Source organism: Streptomyces sp. WAC 06738 (assembly GCF_003945505.1).
Classification (GTDB): Bacteria; Actinomycetota; Actinomycetes; order Streptomycetales; family Streptomycetaceae; genus Streptomyces.
Window position 1 is genome coordinate 7660579 of record NZ_CP029618.1, and the last position, 14604, is coordinate 7675182.

Here is a 14604-nt window from a genome sequence, read left to right on the forward strand (position 1 = left end):
GTGTGCGCGGGTGCGCGGAGCGGGGTGCGGGGTCGGGCACGGCGGTCTCAGAACTCCAGCACGACCTGGAGGGCGGCTTCGGGCCGCTCGTCGAGCAGGGCGTACGCCTCCGCCGCCTCCGCCGCCGGCACCACGTGGCTGACCAGCGGCAGGACTTCGACGCGGCCGTCGGCGACGAGCCGCAGGAACGTCTGCTGCAGCCGCTGCTGGTCCCACCGCCCGGCCAGCTCCGGCGGGACGCCGCCGATCTGGGAGCAGACGAGCCGGACGCGGTTGTGGTGGAACTCGTCGCCGAGCCGCAGCCCGACCGCGTCGCCCTGGTAGAAGCCGGCGGCCACCACCCGGCCGTCGGTGACGACGGAGCGGACCGCCTCGTGCAGCGCCGCGTACGCGCCGCTGATCTCGATGGCGACGTCGGCGCCCCGCCCCCCGGTCGCCGCCCGGATCTCCTCGGCGACGGCGTCGGTGCGGGCGTTGAGCGTACGGGCCGCGCCGTGCCCGGCGGCCCGCTCCAGCCGGGCGCCGAGGGCGTCCACGGCGGTCACGGTTCCGCCGTTGAGCGCGGCGAGCCGGGTGGCGAGCAGCCCGATGACGCCCTGCCCGAAGACGGCGACGTCCTCGCCGACATGGATGCCGGCGGCGAGGACCGCGTTGTATGCAATCGCTCCGACCCTGGCGAAGGACCCGGCGAGCGGGTCGAGCCCGGCGGGCAGCGTGTGCCCGGTCATCCGCTCGGCGGGGACGACGCCCTCGCTGCGGTGGCCCCAGATGCCCCAGACCAGGTCGCCCACCGCGGGCAGGCCGGGGGTGCCGGCGAGTTCGGGGGAGACCTCGGTGACCTCGCCGACCTCGGAGTAGCCCCAGCCGGCGACCGGATACGAAAGCCCCGCCGCGTCCTCGCGGAAGAGCCGGGCCTCCGGGTCCCAGGAGCGGGTCAGATACGGGTTCGTGCCCCGGTAGGCGGTGAGTTCGGTGCCGGCGGATATGCCGGAGTACCGGGTACGGACCCGCAGGTGGCCCGGCGGCAGCGGGGCGCTCTCGTGCTCGGCGACCTCGACCTGGCGGGGGGCGGTGAACTGGACGACGCGTTCCACGGTGGGTGCTCCGGTAGGGCTGATCGGGGGCACGGCTGTTAACGACTTGCGTCGAAGATATCTCAGACTTATGTCTTGTCAACATGAAAAAGTAGTGGTGTGATGCAGTCCGCCAACGCTTAAGTCGATCCAGGGAAGAGTCAAAGGATCAGAAACATGCGCACGTGGACCCGGCGGTCGCGGATCTCGGCCCTGCTCGCAAGCACCCTCGCCATGGGTGTGCTCGCCGGCTGCGCCACCGGCACCTCCGGTCCGGGCAAGCCCGACCGGAAGATCACCGTGTGGTCGGAGGAGAGTCTCACCGACCGCATCGCCAGCACCCGGAAGGTCATCGACCGCTTCGAGGACGAGACCGGCGTCGAGGTCGAGCTGGTCGGAGTGGACGAGAACCAGCTCCCGCAGCTCATCATGTCCGCCGCCGCCGCCGGCGACCTGCCCGACGTGATCGGCGCCGTACCGCTCGGCCAGGCCTGGCAGATGTACAGCAACGAGCTGCTGAACACCCGCATCCCCGCCGAGGTCGTCGACCGGCTCGGCGAGGACACCTTCGACGCCAACGGGCTGCGCCTGACCGCCGACGGCGGCACCCGGCTCGGGGTGCCCTCCGACGCCTGGGTGCAGATCGTCGCGTACCGCCAGGACCTCTTCCGTGAGGCCGGTCTCGACGTCCCCGACGACTACGCGAGCCTGCTGAAGGCCGCGGAGACGCTGGACGTCAAGGGCCGCGACGGGATATCCGTCGCCACCGACCCCGCCGACGTCTTCACCCAGCAGAGCTTCGAGGACCTCGCCCTGGCCAACGGCTGCGACCTCGTCGACGGCGACGGCGGCATCGGCCTGGACTCCGAACGGTGCCGCACCGCCTTCGAGGCGTACGACTCCCTCGCCCGCCGGTACGGCCCGCCCGGGCTGCAGACCGTCGACACCACCCGGGCCACCTACTTCGCCGGCCAGTCCAGCATGATCATCTGGTCCTCGTTCCTCCTGGACGAGCTGGCCGGACTGCGCAACGACGCCATGCCGAGCTGCGCCGAGTGCAAGGACGACCCCGGGTTCCTCGCCGCGAACAGCGGCATCGTCACCTCGCTCCAGGGCCCCGGCGGCACGGAGCCCGCCCAGTTCGGCGAGATCACCTCGTGGCTCGCCACCAAGACCGCCGAGACCGAGGCCTCCACCCAGTTCATCGAGTACATGATGGGCGCCGGCTACGAGGACTGGTTCGGCATGGCGCCCGAGGGCAAGATCCCGGTCCGCACCGGCACCCCCGGCCAGCCCGAGCGCTACCTCGACGCCTGGCGCGCCAGCGACATGGGCGTCGACACCAGGAAGTCCATGGAGGAGGTCTTCTCCCCGGAACTGCTCGACCAGCTCGTCGCCGGTGTCGGCGACATGAAGCGGTGGGGCATCGACCAGGGCGAGGGCGCGCTCGTCGGCGCCACCAACGGCGAACTGCCCGTCGCCAAGGCCGTCGGCGCGATGACCTCGGGACAGACGAGTCCCGGGGAGGCCGCGCGCGAGGCGTACGACGAGGTCGACGCGCTGAAGACCTCCCTTGACTGACCGTCCCGCCCCTCTTCCCCGAGGAACCCTCACCGAGGAAACCGCACATGACGACGATCGACAGCCGCCCCGCGGCGAACTCCGCGGATCCCCGCCCGCCCGCCGGCGGCCGGCCGCGCGCCCGCCGCCCCATGACCGCGAGCCGCCGCGAGAACCGCGCGGGACTGGCCTTCGTCAGCCCCACCTTCCTGGTGGTGCTGGTCGTCGTGATCGTCCCGATCCTCTGGACGGTCCTGCTGGCCTTCCAGGACGCCAAGCTCGTCGACATCCAGTCCATGGGGCTCTTCGGCAACTGGTCGCTGGAGAACTTCTCCGACGTCTTCGCCTCGGCCGGCTTCTGGTCCAGCCTCGGCACCACCCTCGTCTACACCGTCGGCGCCACCGCGGGATCCGTGCTCCTCGGCCTCGTCGCCGCTCTCGCGCTGCGCCGCCCGTTCCGCGGCCGCGGCCTGCTGCGCGGCTCGATGCTGCTGCCGTACGTCGCACCCGTCGTCGCCGTCGCCTTCGTCTGGGAGGTGGCGCTGAGCCCCCAGTACGGCGTGGTCAACGAGTGGGGCAGGGACGCCTTCGGCTGGGACGACCCGATCGCCTTCCTCTCCACCCGGCAGTACGAGGTGAACCTGCTCGGCTGGCACGTCGACATACCCCTGGCCCTGCTCACCGTCATCGCCTTCGAGATATGGCGGTACTTCCCCTTCGCGTTCCTCTTCCTCCTCGCCCGGCTGCAGGCCGTGCCCGACACCCTGGAGGAGGCCGCCACCGTGGACGGCGCCACGGTCTCGCAGCGCTTCCGGCACGTCCTGCTGCCGCAGCTCATGCCCGTGATCGCGCTGCTGTGCGTGCTGCGCTTCATCATGACGTTCAACAAGTTCGACGACGTCTATCTGCTCACCGGCGGCGGCGCCGGCACCGACGTCGCCGCCGTGCGCGTCTACGACTTCCTCACCTCGCGCTTCGACGTGGGCGCCGCCGCGGCCCAGGCGCTCGTCCTGGCGGCCGTGCTGACGGTGCTGCTGGGCATCTACTTCAAGTTCTTCGCCAAGCGGGTCCAGGAGGAGGCGTGATGACGCGCGCACAGTTCGAGGACCGCCTCTTCGGCACCCTCCGCTGGGTGGTGATCGCGTTCCTGGCGCTGATCACGCTGGTGCCCTTCTACTACATGGTCGTGCTGTCGCTGAAGCCCATCGACTCCCTGCTGGCCGACCCCGGGTCGATGTGGGTGTCGGCGAAGGAGCTGACGACCACGACGTACCGGGACGTCCTCAAGCCGACCGAGGACGGCGGCCAGGGCTTCCTGAAGCTGATGCTCAACTCGGCGCTGGTGTCGCTCGGCACCGTGGTGCTCACGCTCGCCGCCGCCGTGCCCGGTTCGTACGCCGTCAGCAGGCTGAGGTTCTTCGGCAGCCGCCAGGTCAGCGCGATGTTCCTGGCCGTCTACCTCTTCCCGGCCACGCTGCTCGCCGTCCCGCTCTTCGTGATGTTCGCGCGGATGGGCCTCTCCGGCAGTCTCGTGGGCCTGGCGATCGTGTACGTGGCGCAGACCGTGCCGGTCTCCATCTACATGCTGAAGAACTACCTCGTCACCATCCCGCCCTCCATCGAGGAGGCGGCCTCGCTCGACGGCTGCGGCAGGCTGCAGACGCTGCGCAAGGTGGTGCTGCCGCTGGCCGCGCCCTCGCTGATGGCCACCGGGCTGTACGTCTTCATGATCGCCTGGAACGAGTTCCTCTTCGCCCTCCTCTTCCTCGCCGCCGAGCCGGAGAGCTGGACCGTCTCGCTCGGCCTGGCGCAGCTCTCCAACGGCATCGAGGTCTCCAAGACCGTGCTCATGGCCGGTTCCGTGGTTCTCACCATCCCCGTGGTACTGCTGTTCTTCGCCGCGGAACGGCTCCTCACCGAGGGCCTGACCAGCGGCGCGGACAAGAGCTGAGCGAGGGACGAGGTATGCGCAACCAGGCGAGCGCGGGGCAGTTGCTCCAGCTCATCCGCACCGGCGAGGCCACCACCCGGGCCGCGCTGCAGGAGGCCACAGGACTGTCCCGCTCCACCGTCGCCGGCCGGCTCGACGCGCTCCAGGCCGCCGGCTGGCTGCGCGGTGCCGCCGGCGTCTCGACCGGCGGCCGGCCCTCCGTGCAACTGGAGTTCGACACCGGGCACGCCGTCGTGCTCGCCGCCGACCTGCAGACCCGGCACGGCCGCGCCGCCGTCCTCGACCTCGCCGGCCGGCCGCTCGCCGAGCGCACCGGCGAACTGCGCGTCGGCGACGGGCCCGAGCCCGTCCTGGACGAACTGGGGCGCTGGTTCGGCCCGCTGCTCGCCGAGGCCGGGCGGGGCGCGGACGAGGTGTGCGGCATCGGCATCTCGGTGCCGGGCCCGGTGGACTTCGACACCGGGCTCGTCGTGCAGCCGCCGATCATGCCCGGCTGGGACGGCTACCCGATCCAGGACCACATGCGCCGGTCCTTCGCCAAGCACGCGGAGGGCCCCGAGGACGTGCCGGTGCTCGTGGACAACGACGCCAACCTCCTGGCGTACGCGGAGCAGCGCGCCGGGTACGCCGACTGCGCGGCCTTCGTGCTCGTCAAGGTCTCCACCGGCATCGGCGCGGGCGTCGTCGTCGACGGCCGTATCTACCGGGGCATCGACGGCGGCGCGGGCGACATCGGGCACGTACGGCTGCACGACGGGATGGACGCCCTCTGCGCCTGCGGCTCGTACGGCTGCCTCGCCGCCGTCGCCAGCGGGCGGGCCCTGGCCGGCCGGCTCACCGGGCTGGGCGTGCCCGCCACCTCCGGCTCCGACGTGCGCGACCTGCTGGCCGCCGGGCAGCCGGACGCGGTACGGCTCGCGCGCGAGGCGGGGATGCGGGTGGGCGAGGTGCTGGCCACGGTCGTCACCCTGCTCAACCCCGGCGTACTCATGATCGTCGGCGACCTCGCCGGCACCCCCTTCCTCACCGGCGTGCGGGAGTTGCTGTACCAGCGCGCGATGCCGCGCACCACCGCGCACCTCAAGGTCGTCACGCCGGGGCTGGGCGACACCGCGGGGCTCGCGGGCGCGGGGGCGCTGGTGGTGGAGCACCTGTACGCGCCGGGACGGGCGGACGAACGGCTCGCGGCCCGCGGCGGAAGCGGGGCGCGATGACGGCCGGTGCCGCGGCTCCGGCGCCGCCGGTACGGGTCGGGCTCGCCGGCGCCGGGCCCTGGGCCCGCGCCATGCACGCCCGGATGCTCGCCGCCGGACCCGAGACCGAGCTGACCGCCGTCTGGGCCCGCCGCCCCGAGGCCGCCGCCGAGGCGGCCGCGCCGTACGGCGCCGCGGTCGCAGGATCCTTCGCCGAACTGCTCGACGGCTGCGAGGCCGTCGCCTTCGCCGTACCGCCGGCCGTCCAGGCCGAACTGGCCGTACGCGCCGCCGCCGCGGGCAGGGCGCTGCTGCTGGAGAAGCCGCTCGGCCCCGGCCTCGGCGCCGCCCGCGCCGTCGCCGCCGCGGTCGCCGAGCACGGCGTCGTCTCGCAGCTCGTCCTCACCAAGCGGTACCACCCCGCCACCCGCGACTTCCTCCGCCGCGCCGCCGCCGCGGACGTCACCGGCGCCCGCTCCTGCTACCTCCACGGCGCCTTCCTCGGCGGCGAGTTCGCCACCGCCTGGCGGCTCGAGCACGGCGCCCTGCTCGACCTCGGCCCGCACCTGCTGGACCTCCTCGACGCCGCCGTCGGCCCCATCGCAGCCGTCCGGGGCACCGGCGACCCGCGCCGCTGGATCGAGCTGACCTGCGAGCACGAGAACGGCGCCGTCAGCCAGGCGTCGCTCTCCGGCAGCGTCCGGCTGCCCGCCGCCCGCACCCGCGTCGAGCTGCTCGGCCCGGGGGACGAACTCGTCTACGACACCGCGGGGCTCGACCACGAGGAGTGCTGGCCCGTGCTGCGCCGCGAGTTCGCCGCCGCCGTCCGGGCCGGCCGCCCCGGCGGCCTCGACGCCCGCCGCGGGCTGCGCCTCCAGGAGCTGCTGCACCAGGCCCTGCCCGGCTGAACCCCGGGCGATCCCGCGGCGGCCGGCTCCCTTTGGGGACCGGTCCCCGGGCCGCGCGGGACACTGGTGGGGTACGTACCGTCACGAGCTCCGGAGGCCGGCGATGACCCTGCGAGAGAGCCTGGCGCGCGGCGCCGCGCCGTCGCCCCCCGGCACCCTGCACGCCCGCAGCGTCGCCGGCGGCATCCGGGTGCCGCCCGGCGCCGAGCGGGTCGTGCGCTTCGGACGCGACAAGGACGAGGTCGACCTGTGCGTCGGCGAGGACGACCTGCGCGTCAGCCGCCGGCACGGCGAGCTGTCGTACCAGCGCAGCACGTGGTGGCTGAGGAACACCGGGCAGCAGCTCGTCCGGCTGCCCCGCGGCCGGCTCATGCACCTGAGCACCGAGCCGATCCCCCTCGCTCCCGGCTACACACCGCTGTTCGTCAAGGGCTCGGGGCACCGCGAGCACCTCGTCGAGCTGTACGTCACCGACGCCGGCGAGGAGGGGCGGGTGCCGCGGCACCGGGCCGAGACGCTGCCGCCCAAGCGCTGGACGCTCTCCCGGGAGGAGCGGCTCGTGCTCGTCGTGCTCGGGCAGCAGTACCTGCAGTACGAGTCGGATCCGCGCCCGCTGTCGTACCGGCAGGCGGCCGAGCTGCTGGCCTTCCTGCCCGGCGCGGAGGGGATCACCAAGCGCGTCATCGAGCACCGCGTCGAGGACGTCCGCCGGCGGCTGGCGCGCGGCGGCTTCCCGTACCAGGTGACCCGGGGCGACGACGGCGGCGGCCCGAGCGACAGCGTCCTGAAGCACAACCTGCTGCGCGGACTGGTGGAATCGACGACCCTGGTGCCGCCCGATCTCGAACTCCTGGACGACTATTTCTCGAGCTGAGCGCCCTTTTCGCCGCATCCGCGCCGCCGGCACGGGGAAGTCGTGAAGACTTCGTGCCCGCGCCGCGCGCAGCCGATAAGTTTCGCCCTGCAGACGGGCGAAAGGAGTCGCGGTGCGCGTGGGTCAGCTTGTCGGCGACCGCTACCGGCTCGAAGAGCTGATCGGTGACGAGGGGCGCGGCGAGGTGTGGTTCGCCGCGGACGAGCAACTGGGCCGCCCGGTCGTGCTCAAACGCGGCGGCGCCATCGGCGAGCGTCCCCGGCTGCTCGGCGTGGCCCGGGCGCAGGCGAAGGCCACCCACCCGCACGTGGTCACGCTCTACGGCGTGGAGTTCATCGAGTCGGGCCCGGACTCCGGCTGCTGGCTGGTGATGGAGCACGTCACCGGCGGCAGCCTGGAGAAGCAGCCCAGGATGGCACCCGAGAAGGCGGCGCGGATAGGGGCGCAGATCGCGTCGGCGCTCGCGGCCCTGCACGCCAACGGCGTCGTGCACTGCGACGTAAAGCCCGCCAACGTCGTCATCACCGACGACGGCACGCCCAAGCTCACGGACTTCGACTCCGCCCAGCGCACCGGCAGCAACGAGACCATCTCGCCCGACCGCCCGCTCAGTTACACCCCCGACTATGCCGCCCCCGAGGTCGTCAACGGCTCGCCCGTGCCCCGCTCGGACGTGTACTCCCTCGCGGCGATGCTCTACAAGGCCGTCACCGGCGTCCCCCACGACGAGGACGACGGCGAGGAGGACGAGTCCACCCTGCGCGAGTGGAAGGTGAGCCAGGGCGTGCTGCGCCGGGAGCGCGACACCGGTCCGCTCGCCGGTGCGCTCGAAGCGATGCTCCGCCGCCGGGCCGACCGGCGGCCCGACGCGACCGAGGCCCGCCGGTTGCTGGAGGAGGCGGCCGGGCAGCGCAGTTGGGCGCGCCGGTTCGGCTTCCTCGGCGCCCCGCGCCGGCACCCGCGGGCGACCGCCGCGGCCGGCACCGCACTGGTGACGGCGGCGGCGGTGGCCGGCGCCTGGTTCTGGTGGCTCGCCGCCGACGGCGACGACGAGCCGGGCGGCACGCCGGGGGGCGAGAAGCCGCGCGCCGGATCGGTCATCGGCGACCAGCGCACCATGGACCCGTGCGCGCTGACCGACCCCGGCGAGTTCGCCCGGTTCGGCACGTACGCGGAGCGCGACCGCGACTACGGCAACTTCGACCGCTGCGACGTGCTGGTCTACCCGCAGGGCGAGGACGGCGAACACATCGACGTCCAGGTCGAGTTCGACTCCGGGCCCGCGCCCGAGTCGCCGGCCCCGGTGCGTACCTTCGGCGGCATCGGCATCATCGAGGAGCCGCAGCAGGGCGACGAGTGCGCGCGGGCGCTCGTCCTGCCGGACGAGGCGGACCGTGACGTCAGCATCTGGATCTACGTCGACGGCGGGGCCGCCCGGGACTACGGCGGCGTCGAGACCCTCTGCGACATGGCCGACATCGCCGCCAGGACCGCCAGCGAGACGCTGGGCAAGGCCCGCGCCGAGAAGCGCGCCGTGCCGCGCCGCGACCCGCCGGCGCCGGACGTGTCGCTGCTCTGGCTCGACGCCTGCCGGCTCCTCGACGCCCGTGCGCTGGAGATCGTCCCCGGCGTCGACGCCGGCGATCCCGACGTGGGCTTCGGCAACTGGGACTGCGACTGGTACAGCACCACGCGCGACATAGAGGTCCAGTTGCGCTACGACCGCGACCAGCCCCTCAGCGGCGAGGACGGCAGGGTGACCAGGCTGGCGGGCCGCGACACGGTCGTCTCCCCGGGGTACGACGGCGAGGACACCTGCACCGTACGGGTCGAGTACCGCGAGTACCCCGACGAGAACGGCCAGAAGGCCGTCGAACTGCTCTACCTCACCCTCGACGGCGACGACGAGTCGCCGGACGAGCTGTGCGCGATGGCCACCCGGCTCGCCGAGACGGCCGCGGGAGAGCTGCCGAGGATCTGAGCCGGCACGGCCCCGGCGGTACGCGCAGGCCCGTGACCGGCGGCGGGGAGGGGTCCCCGGGGGCAGGGAGCACCGTGGGGCGGTCGGCAGCAGCCGGCCGCGGCCGAGGGGACCTGCGATGGACCGTATCCGAGGACGCCGGGGATGAGCGGGCGCGACAGCCTGGCCCGCGGCGTGACGCCCGCTCAGCCGGGCACGCTGCACGCGCGTTCGGCCACCGACGGCATAGAGGTGGCGCCCCTGCCCGGGCTGACCGTCCGGTTCGGGCGCGGTCCCGGGGACGAGGGCGCCGGCGGGGACGTCGAGTTGCACGTCGGGGGGCGCGACCAGGGCGTGAGCCGGCGGCACGGCGAGCTGACGTGTCTGGAGGGCGGCTGGACGCTGCGCAACACCGGGCAGCAGGCGCTGCGGCTGCCGCGCGGCCGGCTGCTGCCGCCGGGCTCGGACCGGTTGGCGCTGACCGCGGGGTACACGCCGGTGTTCGTCAAGGGCTCCGGTTTCCGGGAACACCTCGTGGAGCTGTACGTGGTCCGCCCGGAACCGGCGCGTCCGGGGGATCTCGCGGGCACACCGCCGCCGGCCGCATGGGCGCTGTCGGAGGACGAGCGGCTGGTGCTGGTGGTGCTGGGGCAGCGGTATCTGCGCCACGAACCGGACCCGCACCCGCTGCCGTACCGGCAGACGGCTGAGGTGATGGCGTTCCTGCGGCCGGGGGAGCGGTGGGACGCGGCGGAGGTCGCCCGCCGGGTGGAGGACGTACGCCGCCGGATGCCGCGCGCGGCGGGGCGGTCGCCGGCGGTACCGGACGAGGAGCCGCCGGAGCCGCGGGGCTGCACGCCGGACCACCGGCTGCTCACCGACCTGGTGGCGGCGACGGCGCTGGTACCGCCGGACCTGGGGCTGCTCGACGCCGCGGGGGGCTGAGGCGATCCGCCGCGCGGGCCTCCCCGCGGCTTGCCGCCCGCGTTCCGAGGCGTCACCCGGCTGCCCTCGAAGCCGCCGCCGTACGGTCCTTCGGGGATCACCGCCGGGACGCGCGGCGTTCATCTTGCGGCCCGACCCTCGGCAGAGCCGCCGCGTCAGGACACGGCACCCGGCACGACTGGGAGGGCGTCATGGGCCACGGACTCCGCCACCGCGACCACCGCCGGCCGGGCGCACAGCCCGCCGCCCGTACCGCGACCCGCTCGCGCCCATGAGCGGCGCCTACGTCCTCGGCGCCGACCCCGGACTGACCGAGCTGCGCGACGCGGACCACCTGCTGCACGCGCTCGCCGGCGAACTGCGGCTGCCGCGCACCGCGTACGGCTGCACCCACCTCGTCGCGGGCGAGCGGCCCCGTATCGCCGTCTCCCTGGCCCTCGCCGGCGCCACCGACGCGGCCGCCGCGTGGCGCTGGCTCACCGGGCGCGGCCACGCCGTCGCGGGGCTGCCCGGCGGCGCCCGCCACGGCCCCGGCGAGGCCGCCGCGGCGGCGGCCCGCGCCGCCGCCGAGCACGCCTCGCGCAGCGTCGGGCGCGCGGTGCTGTACCCGGGGGCGGACGCGCTGACCGGGACCATGACGGTCGGGGAACTGCTGGGCGCCTCGGCGATCGAGCAGGTCGTGCTCCTCGGCGCGCCGCACGGGCCGCCGTGGGAGGCCCGGATGGTCACCCGCGGGCACGTGCGCCCGCAGTGGCTCGACGGGCGGCTGGTGCTCGCGGTGATCCCGGCGGCGGCGGAGACGCTGATCCCGTTCGAGGCGCCGGCGCCGACGCCGTGCTGCACGGGCCGCTGACGCCCCGGGACCGTACGGGCCCCCGCCGCCCGGCGCGCCGCCCTCTCCGGTCCGCCGGTCCGCCGGTCCGTGGCAGCGGGCGGCGGGAGACCGGCCCCCGCCGCCCGGCCCGTCACTCGTCGGCGAAGATCCTCACCACGATCTCGCCGTCCGCGGTGGCGTAACCCCGGTACATGCCCGAGGTGTTGAAGGTGAACGCGAGGTTCTTGCGGGAGTCCAGCGCGATCACCCCGCCGGTGTCGTCTCCGCCCAGCGCCTCCGTCCTGTCGATCGCCGCCCCGGCCGCCCTGGACAGCGACCGGCCCAGGTACTCGACCTGCGCCGAGATGGTGTGCGTCACGGCCTCGCGGATGAAGAGCTCGCCGGTGCCGGTCGCGGACGCCGCGATGTTGCCGTTCTTCGCGTACGTGCCCGCGCCGACGATCGGCGTGTCCCCGACGCGGCCCACGGGCTTGTTCGTCAGCCCGCCCGTCGACGTGCCGGCGGCCAGGTCGCCGTTGCCGTCGATGCCGACGGCGCCGACCGTGCCCGTCTCGCCGAAGTCGAAGTCCGACTCGCCCTTCTTGGCGGCCATCAGGGACTCCCAGCGCCGCTCGGTGAAGAAGTAGTCCTGGGTCACCAGGTCCATGCCGCGGTGCTGCGCGAAGCGTTCCGCGCCCTCGCCGCTCATCAGCACGTGCCGGGAGTTCTCCATCATCTCCCGCGCCAGCGAGATCGGGTTCTTGATGTGGGTCACCCCGGTGACCGCGCCGGTGTCGAGGGTGGCGCCGTCCATGATCGCGGCGTCCAGCTCGTTCTCCGCGTCGGTGGTGAACACCGCGCCCTTGCCGGCGTTGAAGAGCGGCGAGTCCTCCAGCACGTTGATCGCCGCCTCGACGGCCGCGACGCTGGACTCGCCGTCCGCCAGCGCCCGTTGCCCGGTGCGGACGGCCTCGGTGAGCTTGGCGCGGTACTCCCGCTCCAGCTCGGGGGTCATGTCCTCGCGCCTGAGCGTGCCGGCGCCGCCGTGGATGGCGAAGACGACGTCGCGCGCCGTCTCGCTCGTGTTGGGGTCGCCCGGCTCCTTCTGGTCCTGGGTGGTGCGGGTACCGGCCGCGGCGGCCGGCGCCCGGTCGGCCGCCGCGCCCTGCTGCGGCGCGGCGGCCGCCCCGAGGGCGGTGACCGGGGTGATCACGACCGCCGCGGCAAGCAGCGCGGTGCGCGCGAGCGTCGATGTCCTGCGAAACATGAGCCGCTCCTCTCGCTGGTGCACATCACTCCTGGCGGGCCGGGCACACCGCCCGGCCGCCGGGGGCGATCATGGCGCCGTACGGGGCGGCTGCCAAGGCGTCGTACACCACCGATCGGGCGGAGCGGACCTGTCAGCCCCGGGTGACGACGACGGCGTTCGCGGTGACGATCACGGCGATGGCCGCCCACTCGTACGGGCCCAGCCGCTGCCCGAGCACGGCCGTGCCGACGAGCGCCGCCAGCACCGGGTTGACGCTCATGAACGTGCCGAAGAGCCGGGCCGGGACGCGGCGCAGCGTGAGCAGGTCGGAGAGGAACGGGACGGCGGAGGAGAGCACGCCTGCGGTGACGGCGTAGCCGAGGGCCGCGGCGGTCGGCGGGCGGTGGGCGAGGACGATCGCGCCCACGGGGACGTACGCGAGGCCGGAGACGGCCGCTGCCGCCGCCGGCCCCTGGACGCCGGGCAGCCGGCGGCCGACGGTGCGGCCCAGCAGGATGTAGCAGGCCCAGCAGACGGCGGCGAGCAGGGCGAGCGCGATGCCCGCGTAGTCGGCGGCGGGGCGCGGGCGGGTGAGGACGGCGACGGCCGCGCCCGCGGCCAGCGCGCACGCCAGGTCGGTGCGGCGGCGGGTGGCGGCGAGCGCCACGGCCAGCGGGCCGAGGAACTCCAGCGTCACCGCGAGGCCGAGCCCGATCCGGCCGATCGCGGTGTACAGCGAGAGGTTCATGACGGCGAACACGGCGGCGAGACCCAGCACCGGCCACCACTGCGCGCGCGTGAACGTACGCATCCGGGGCCGGCCCACCGCCAGCAGCACGGCACCGGCCACCCACTGCCGGACGGCGACCACTCCGGCCGGGCCGACGACGGGGAACGCCAGTGCGGCGACGGCGGCACCGGTCTGGTTCGACAGCCCGCTGCCGAGCATCATCGCGACGCCCGCCGCACGTCCCGCGGTTCCGGCGTCCTCCCGCGGGCCGGCGTGCGGGAGGACGGCGGCGGGCTGCGGTTCTGCGGTCATGGCACGGAGCATGCGCGCCCGGTTCGTATGCGCAAAATGCATGCGCGGCGCGTTCTATACGCTGAAGTCATGGATCTGGAGCTACGCCACCTGCGCTGCCTGGTCGCCATCGTGGACACCGGCAGCTTCACCGACGCCGCCATCGATCTCGGCGTCTCCCAGGCCGCGGTCTCCCGCACCCTGCTGGCGCTGGAGCGGATCCTCGGCGTCCGGCTGCTCCACCGCACCAGCCGGAGCGTCACCCCGACCACCGCGGGCGTCCAGGTGCTCGCCCGCGCGCGGCACCTGCTCGCCGAGGCGGACGACCTCGTCGGCGAGGCCACCACCGGCCACACCCGGCTGCGCATCGGGCACGCCTGGTCGGCGGCGGGGCGGCACACCGCGGAGTTCCAGCGCCGCTGGGCCGGCCGGCATCCGGACGTGGAGCTGCACCTGATCCGTACCAACTCGGCCACCGGCGGCCTCGCGGAAGGGCTCTGCGACCTGGCCATCGTGCGCACCGGTGTCGACGAGCGGCGCTACGCCGACGCCGTCGTCGGCCACGAGCGCCGCTACTGCGCGATGGCCGCCGACGACCCCTTCGCCCGCCGCCGCAGCCTGCTGCTCGCCGACATCCGCGACCGCACCGTCCTGGTGGACCGCCGCACCGGCACCACCACCGCCGAGATGTGGCCGGAGGCGGACCGGCCGGCGGTGGAGCACACCCGGGACGTCGACGACTGGCTCGCGGACATCGCCACCGGCCGCCGCGTCGGCCTCACCCCGGAGAGCACCGTGGCGCAGTACCGCCGCGACGGCATCGTCTACCGGCCCGTACGCGACGCGCCGCCGGTCGCCGTCCGGTTCGTCTGGCGCCGCCACGACCCGCACCCGGCCACGCACGCCGCCGTCGCGCTCCTCCAGGACCTCTACCGCGAGCACGAGGCGCGCCGGGGCGGCAAGGCCCGCCGGGCGCGGGGGCGTTGACACCGGTGGGGTGAGCGCGGAGACTCGGCGGGTGGGCCGATGTGAACACTCGTGCGCCAGGCGCACGCG

The 14604-nt window shown here is 74.3% G+C and carries 13 protein-coding genes; 10 read left to right on the top strand and 3 right to left on the bottom strand.

Features of this window, described 5'->3' with window-relative positions; translation table 11 throughout:
* Positions 1 to 47 precede the first annotated feature (47 nt).
* Positions 48 to 1094, bottom strand: a complete 1047-nt coding sequence (locus DMB38_RS33305; protein WP_125938301.1) for a zinc-binding alcohol dehydrogenase — start codon at positions 1092 to 1094, stop codon at positions 48 to 50.
* A gap of 156 nt (positions 1095 to 1250) precedes the next feature.
* Here DMB38_RS33305 and DMB38_RS33310 point away from each other — a divergent pair, with 156 nt between their 5' ends.
* The 9 genes from DMB38_RS33310 to DMB38_RS33350 all read left to right on the top strand — a co-directional run bounded on the left by DMB38_RS33310 (position 1251) and on the right by DMB38_RS33350 (position 11317).
* Positions 1251 to 2654 carry an extracellular solute-binding protein gene (locus DMB38_RS33310; protein WP_125938302.1) on the top strand — a complete coding sequence of 468 codons (1404 nt, stop codon included), beginning with the start codon at positions 1251 to 1253 and terminating at the stop codon, positions 2652 to 2654.
* 47 nt (positions 2655 to 2701) lie between these two features.
* Positions 2702 to 3718, top strand: a complete 1017-nt coding sequence (locus DMB38_RS33315; RefSeq protein ID WP_125938303.1) for a sugar ABC transporter permease — start codon at positions 2702 to 2704, stop codon at positions 3716 to 3718.
* On the top strand, positions 3718 to 4584 hold the full coding sequence (locus tag DMB38_RS33320; protein ID WP_125938304.1) for a carbohydrate ABC transporter permease: 867 nt from the start codon (positions 3718 to 3720) through the stop codon (positions 4582 to 4584). Before DMB38_RS33315 ends, DMB38_RS33320 begins: the two co-directional genes overlap by 1 nt.
* A 14-nt stretch (positions 4585 to 4598) precedes the next feature.
* On the top strand, positions 4599 to 5798 hold the full coding sequence (locus DMB38_RS33325) for an ROK family protein (RefSeq protein ID WP_125938305.1): 1200 nt from the start codon (positions 4599 to 4601) through the stop codon (positions 5796 to 5798).
* A complete protein-coding gene (locus DMB38_RS33330; RefSeq protein ID WP_125938306.1) occupies positions 5795 to 6685 on the top strand; it encodes a Gfo/Idh/MocA family oxidoreductase in 891 nt (296 codons plus the stop codon). Before DMB38_RS33325 ends, DMB38_RS33330 begins: the two co-directional genes overlap by 4 nt.
* A 103-nt stretch (positions 6686 to 6788) precedes the next feature.
* Positions 6789 to 7559: an FHA domain-containing protein gene (locus tag DMB38_RS33335; RefSeq protein ID WP_125938307.1), complete on the top strand. Its 771-nt coding sequence runs from the start codon at positions 6789 to 6791 to the stop codon at positions 7557 to 7559.
* 118 nt (positions 7560 to 7677) lie between these two features.
* Positions 7678 to 9540 (top strand): serine/threonine-protein kinase, encoded by a 1863-nt coding sequence (locus DMB38_RS33340; protein ID WP_240662610.1) that lies wholly within the window; start codon positions 7678 to 7680, stop codon positions 9538 to 9540.
* A 144-nt stretch (positions 9541 to 9684) separates the two neighbouring features.
* Positions 9685 to 10464 (top strand): FHA domain-containing protein, encoded by a 780-nt coding sequence (locus DMB38_RS33345; RefSeq protein WP_125938309.1) that lies wholly within the window; start codon positions 9685 to 9687, stop codon positions 10462 to 10464.
* A 271-nt stretch (positions 10465 to 10735) separates the two neighbouring features.
* A complete protein-coding gene (locus DMB38_RS33350) occupies positions 10736 to 11317 on the top strand; it encodes a hypothetical protein (protein WP_125938310.1) in 582 nt (193 codons plus the stop codon).
* A gap of 112 nt (positions 11318 to 11429) precedes the next feature.
* Here DMB38_RS33350 and DMB38_RS33355 read toward each other — a convergent pair whose 3' ends face one another.
* Positions 11430 to 12545, bottom strand: a complete 1116-nt coding sequence (locus DMB38_RS33355) for an isoaspartyl peptidase/L-asparaginase (protein ID WP_125938311.1) — start codon at positions 12543 to 12545, stop codon at positions 11430 to 11432.
* A 133-nt stretch (positions 12546 to 12678) separates the two neighbouring features.
* Entirely contained in the window at positions 12679 to 13581 is a 903-nt protein-coding gene (locus DMB38_RS33360) for an EamA family transporter (protein ID WP_125938312.1), read from the bottom strand.
* Between the two features lie 57 nt (positions 13582 to 13638).
* On the opposite strand from DMB38_RS33360, the gene DMB38_RS33365 reads away from it, so the two are divergent.
* Positions 13639 to 14535: a LysR family transcriptional regulator gene (locus tag DMB38_RS33365; RefSeq protein ID WP_125938313.1), complete on the top strand. Its 897-nt coding sequence runs from the start codon at positions 13639 to 13641 to the stop codon at positions 14533 to 14535.
* Positions 14536 to 14604 lie beyond the last annotated feature (69 nt).

Excerpts from the sequence above, each read along its gene's own strand:
- DMB38_RS33310 (WP_125938302.1), top strand. The coding sequence starts at position 1,251 with ATGCGCACGTGGACCCGGCGGTCGCGGATCTCGGCCCTGCTCGCAAGC.
- DMB38_RS33315 (WP_125938303.1), top strand. The coding sequence starts at position 2,702 with ATGACGACGATCGACAGCCGCCCCGCGGCGAACTCCGCGGATCCCCGC.
- DMB38_RS33320 (WP_125938304.1), top strand. The coding sequence starts at position 3,718 with ATGACGCGCGCACAGTTCGAGGACCGCCTCTTCGGCACCCTCCGCTGG.
- DMB38_RS33325 (WP_125938305.1), top strand. The coding sequence starts at position 4,599 with ATGCGCAACCAGGCGAGCGCGGGGCAGTTGCTCCAGCTCATCCGCACC.
- DMB38_RS33330 (WP_125938306.1), top strand. The coding sequence starts at position 5,795 with ATGACGGCCGGTGCCGCGGCTCCGGCGCCGCCGGTACGGGTCGGGCTC.
- DMB38_RS33335 (WP_125938307.1), top strand. The coding sequence starts at position 6,789 with ATGACCCTGCGAGAGAGCCTGGCGCGCGGCGCCGCGCCGTCGCCCCCC.
- DMB38_RS33345 (WP_125938309.1), top strand. The coding sequence starts at position 9,685 with ATGAGCGGGCGCGACAGCCTGGCCCGCGGCGTGACGCCCGCTCAGCCG.
- DMB38_RS33350 (WP_125938310.1), top strand. The coding sequence starts at position 10,736 with ATGAGCGGCGCCTACGTCCTCGGCGCCGACCCCGGACTGACCGAGCTG.
- DMB38_RS33355 (WP_125938311.1), bottom strand. The coding sequence starts at position 12,545 with ATGTTTCGCAGGACATCGACGCTCGCGCGCACCGCGCTGCTTGCCGCG.
- DMB38_RS33360 (WP_125938312.1), bottom strand. The coding sequence starts at position 13,581 with ATGCTCCGTGCCATGACCGCAGAACCGCAGCCCGCCGCCGTCCTCCCG.
- DMB38_RS33365 (WP_125938313.1), top strand. The coding sequence starts at position 13,639 with ATGGATCTGGAGCTACGCCACCTGCGCTGCCTGGTCGCCATCGTGGAC.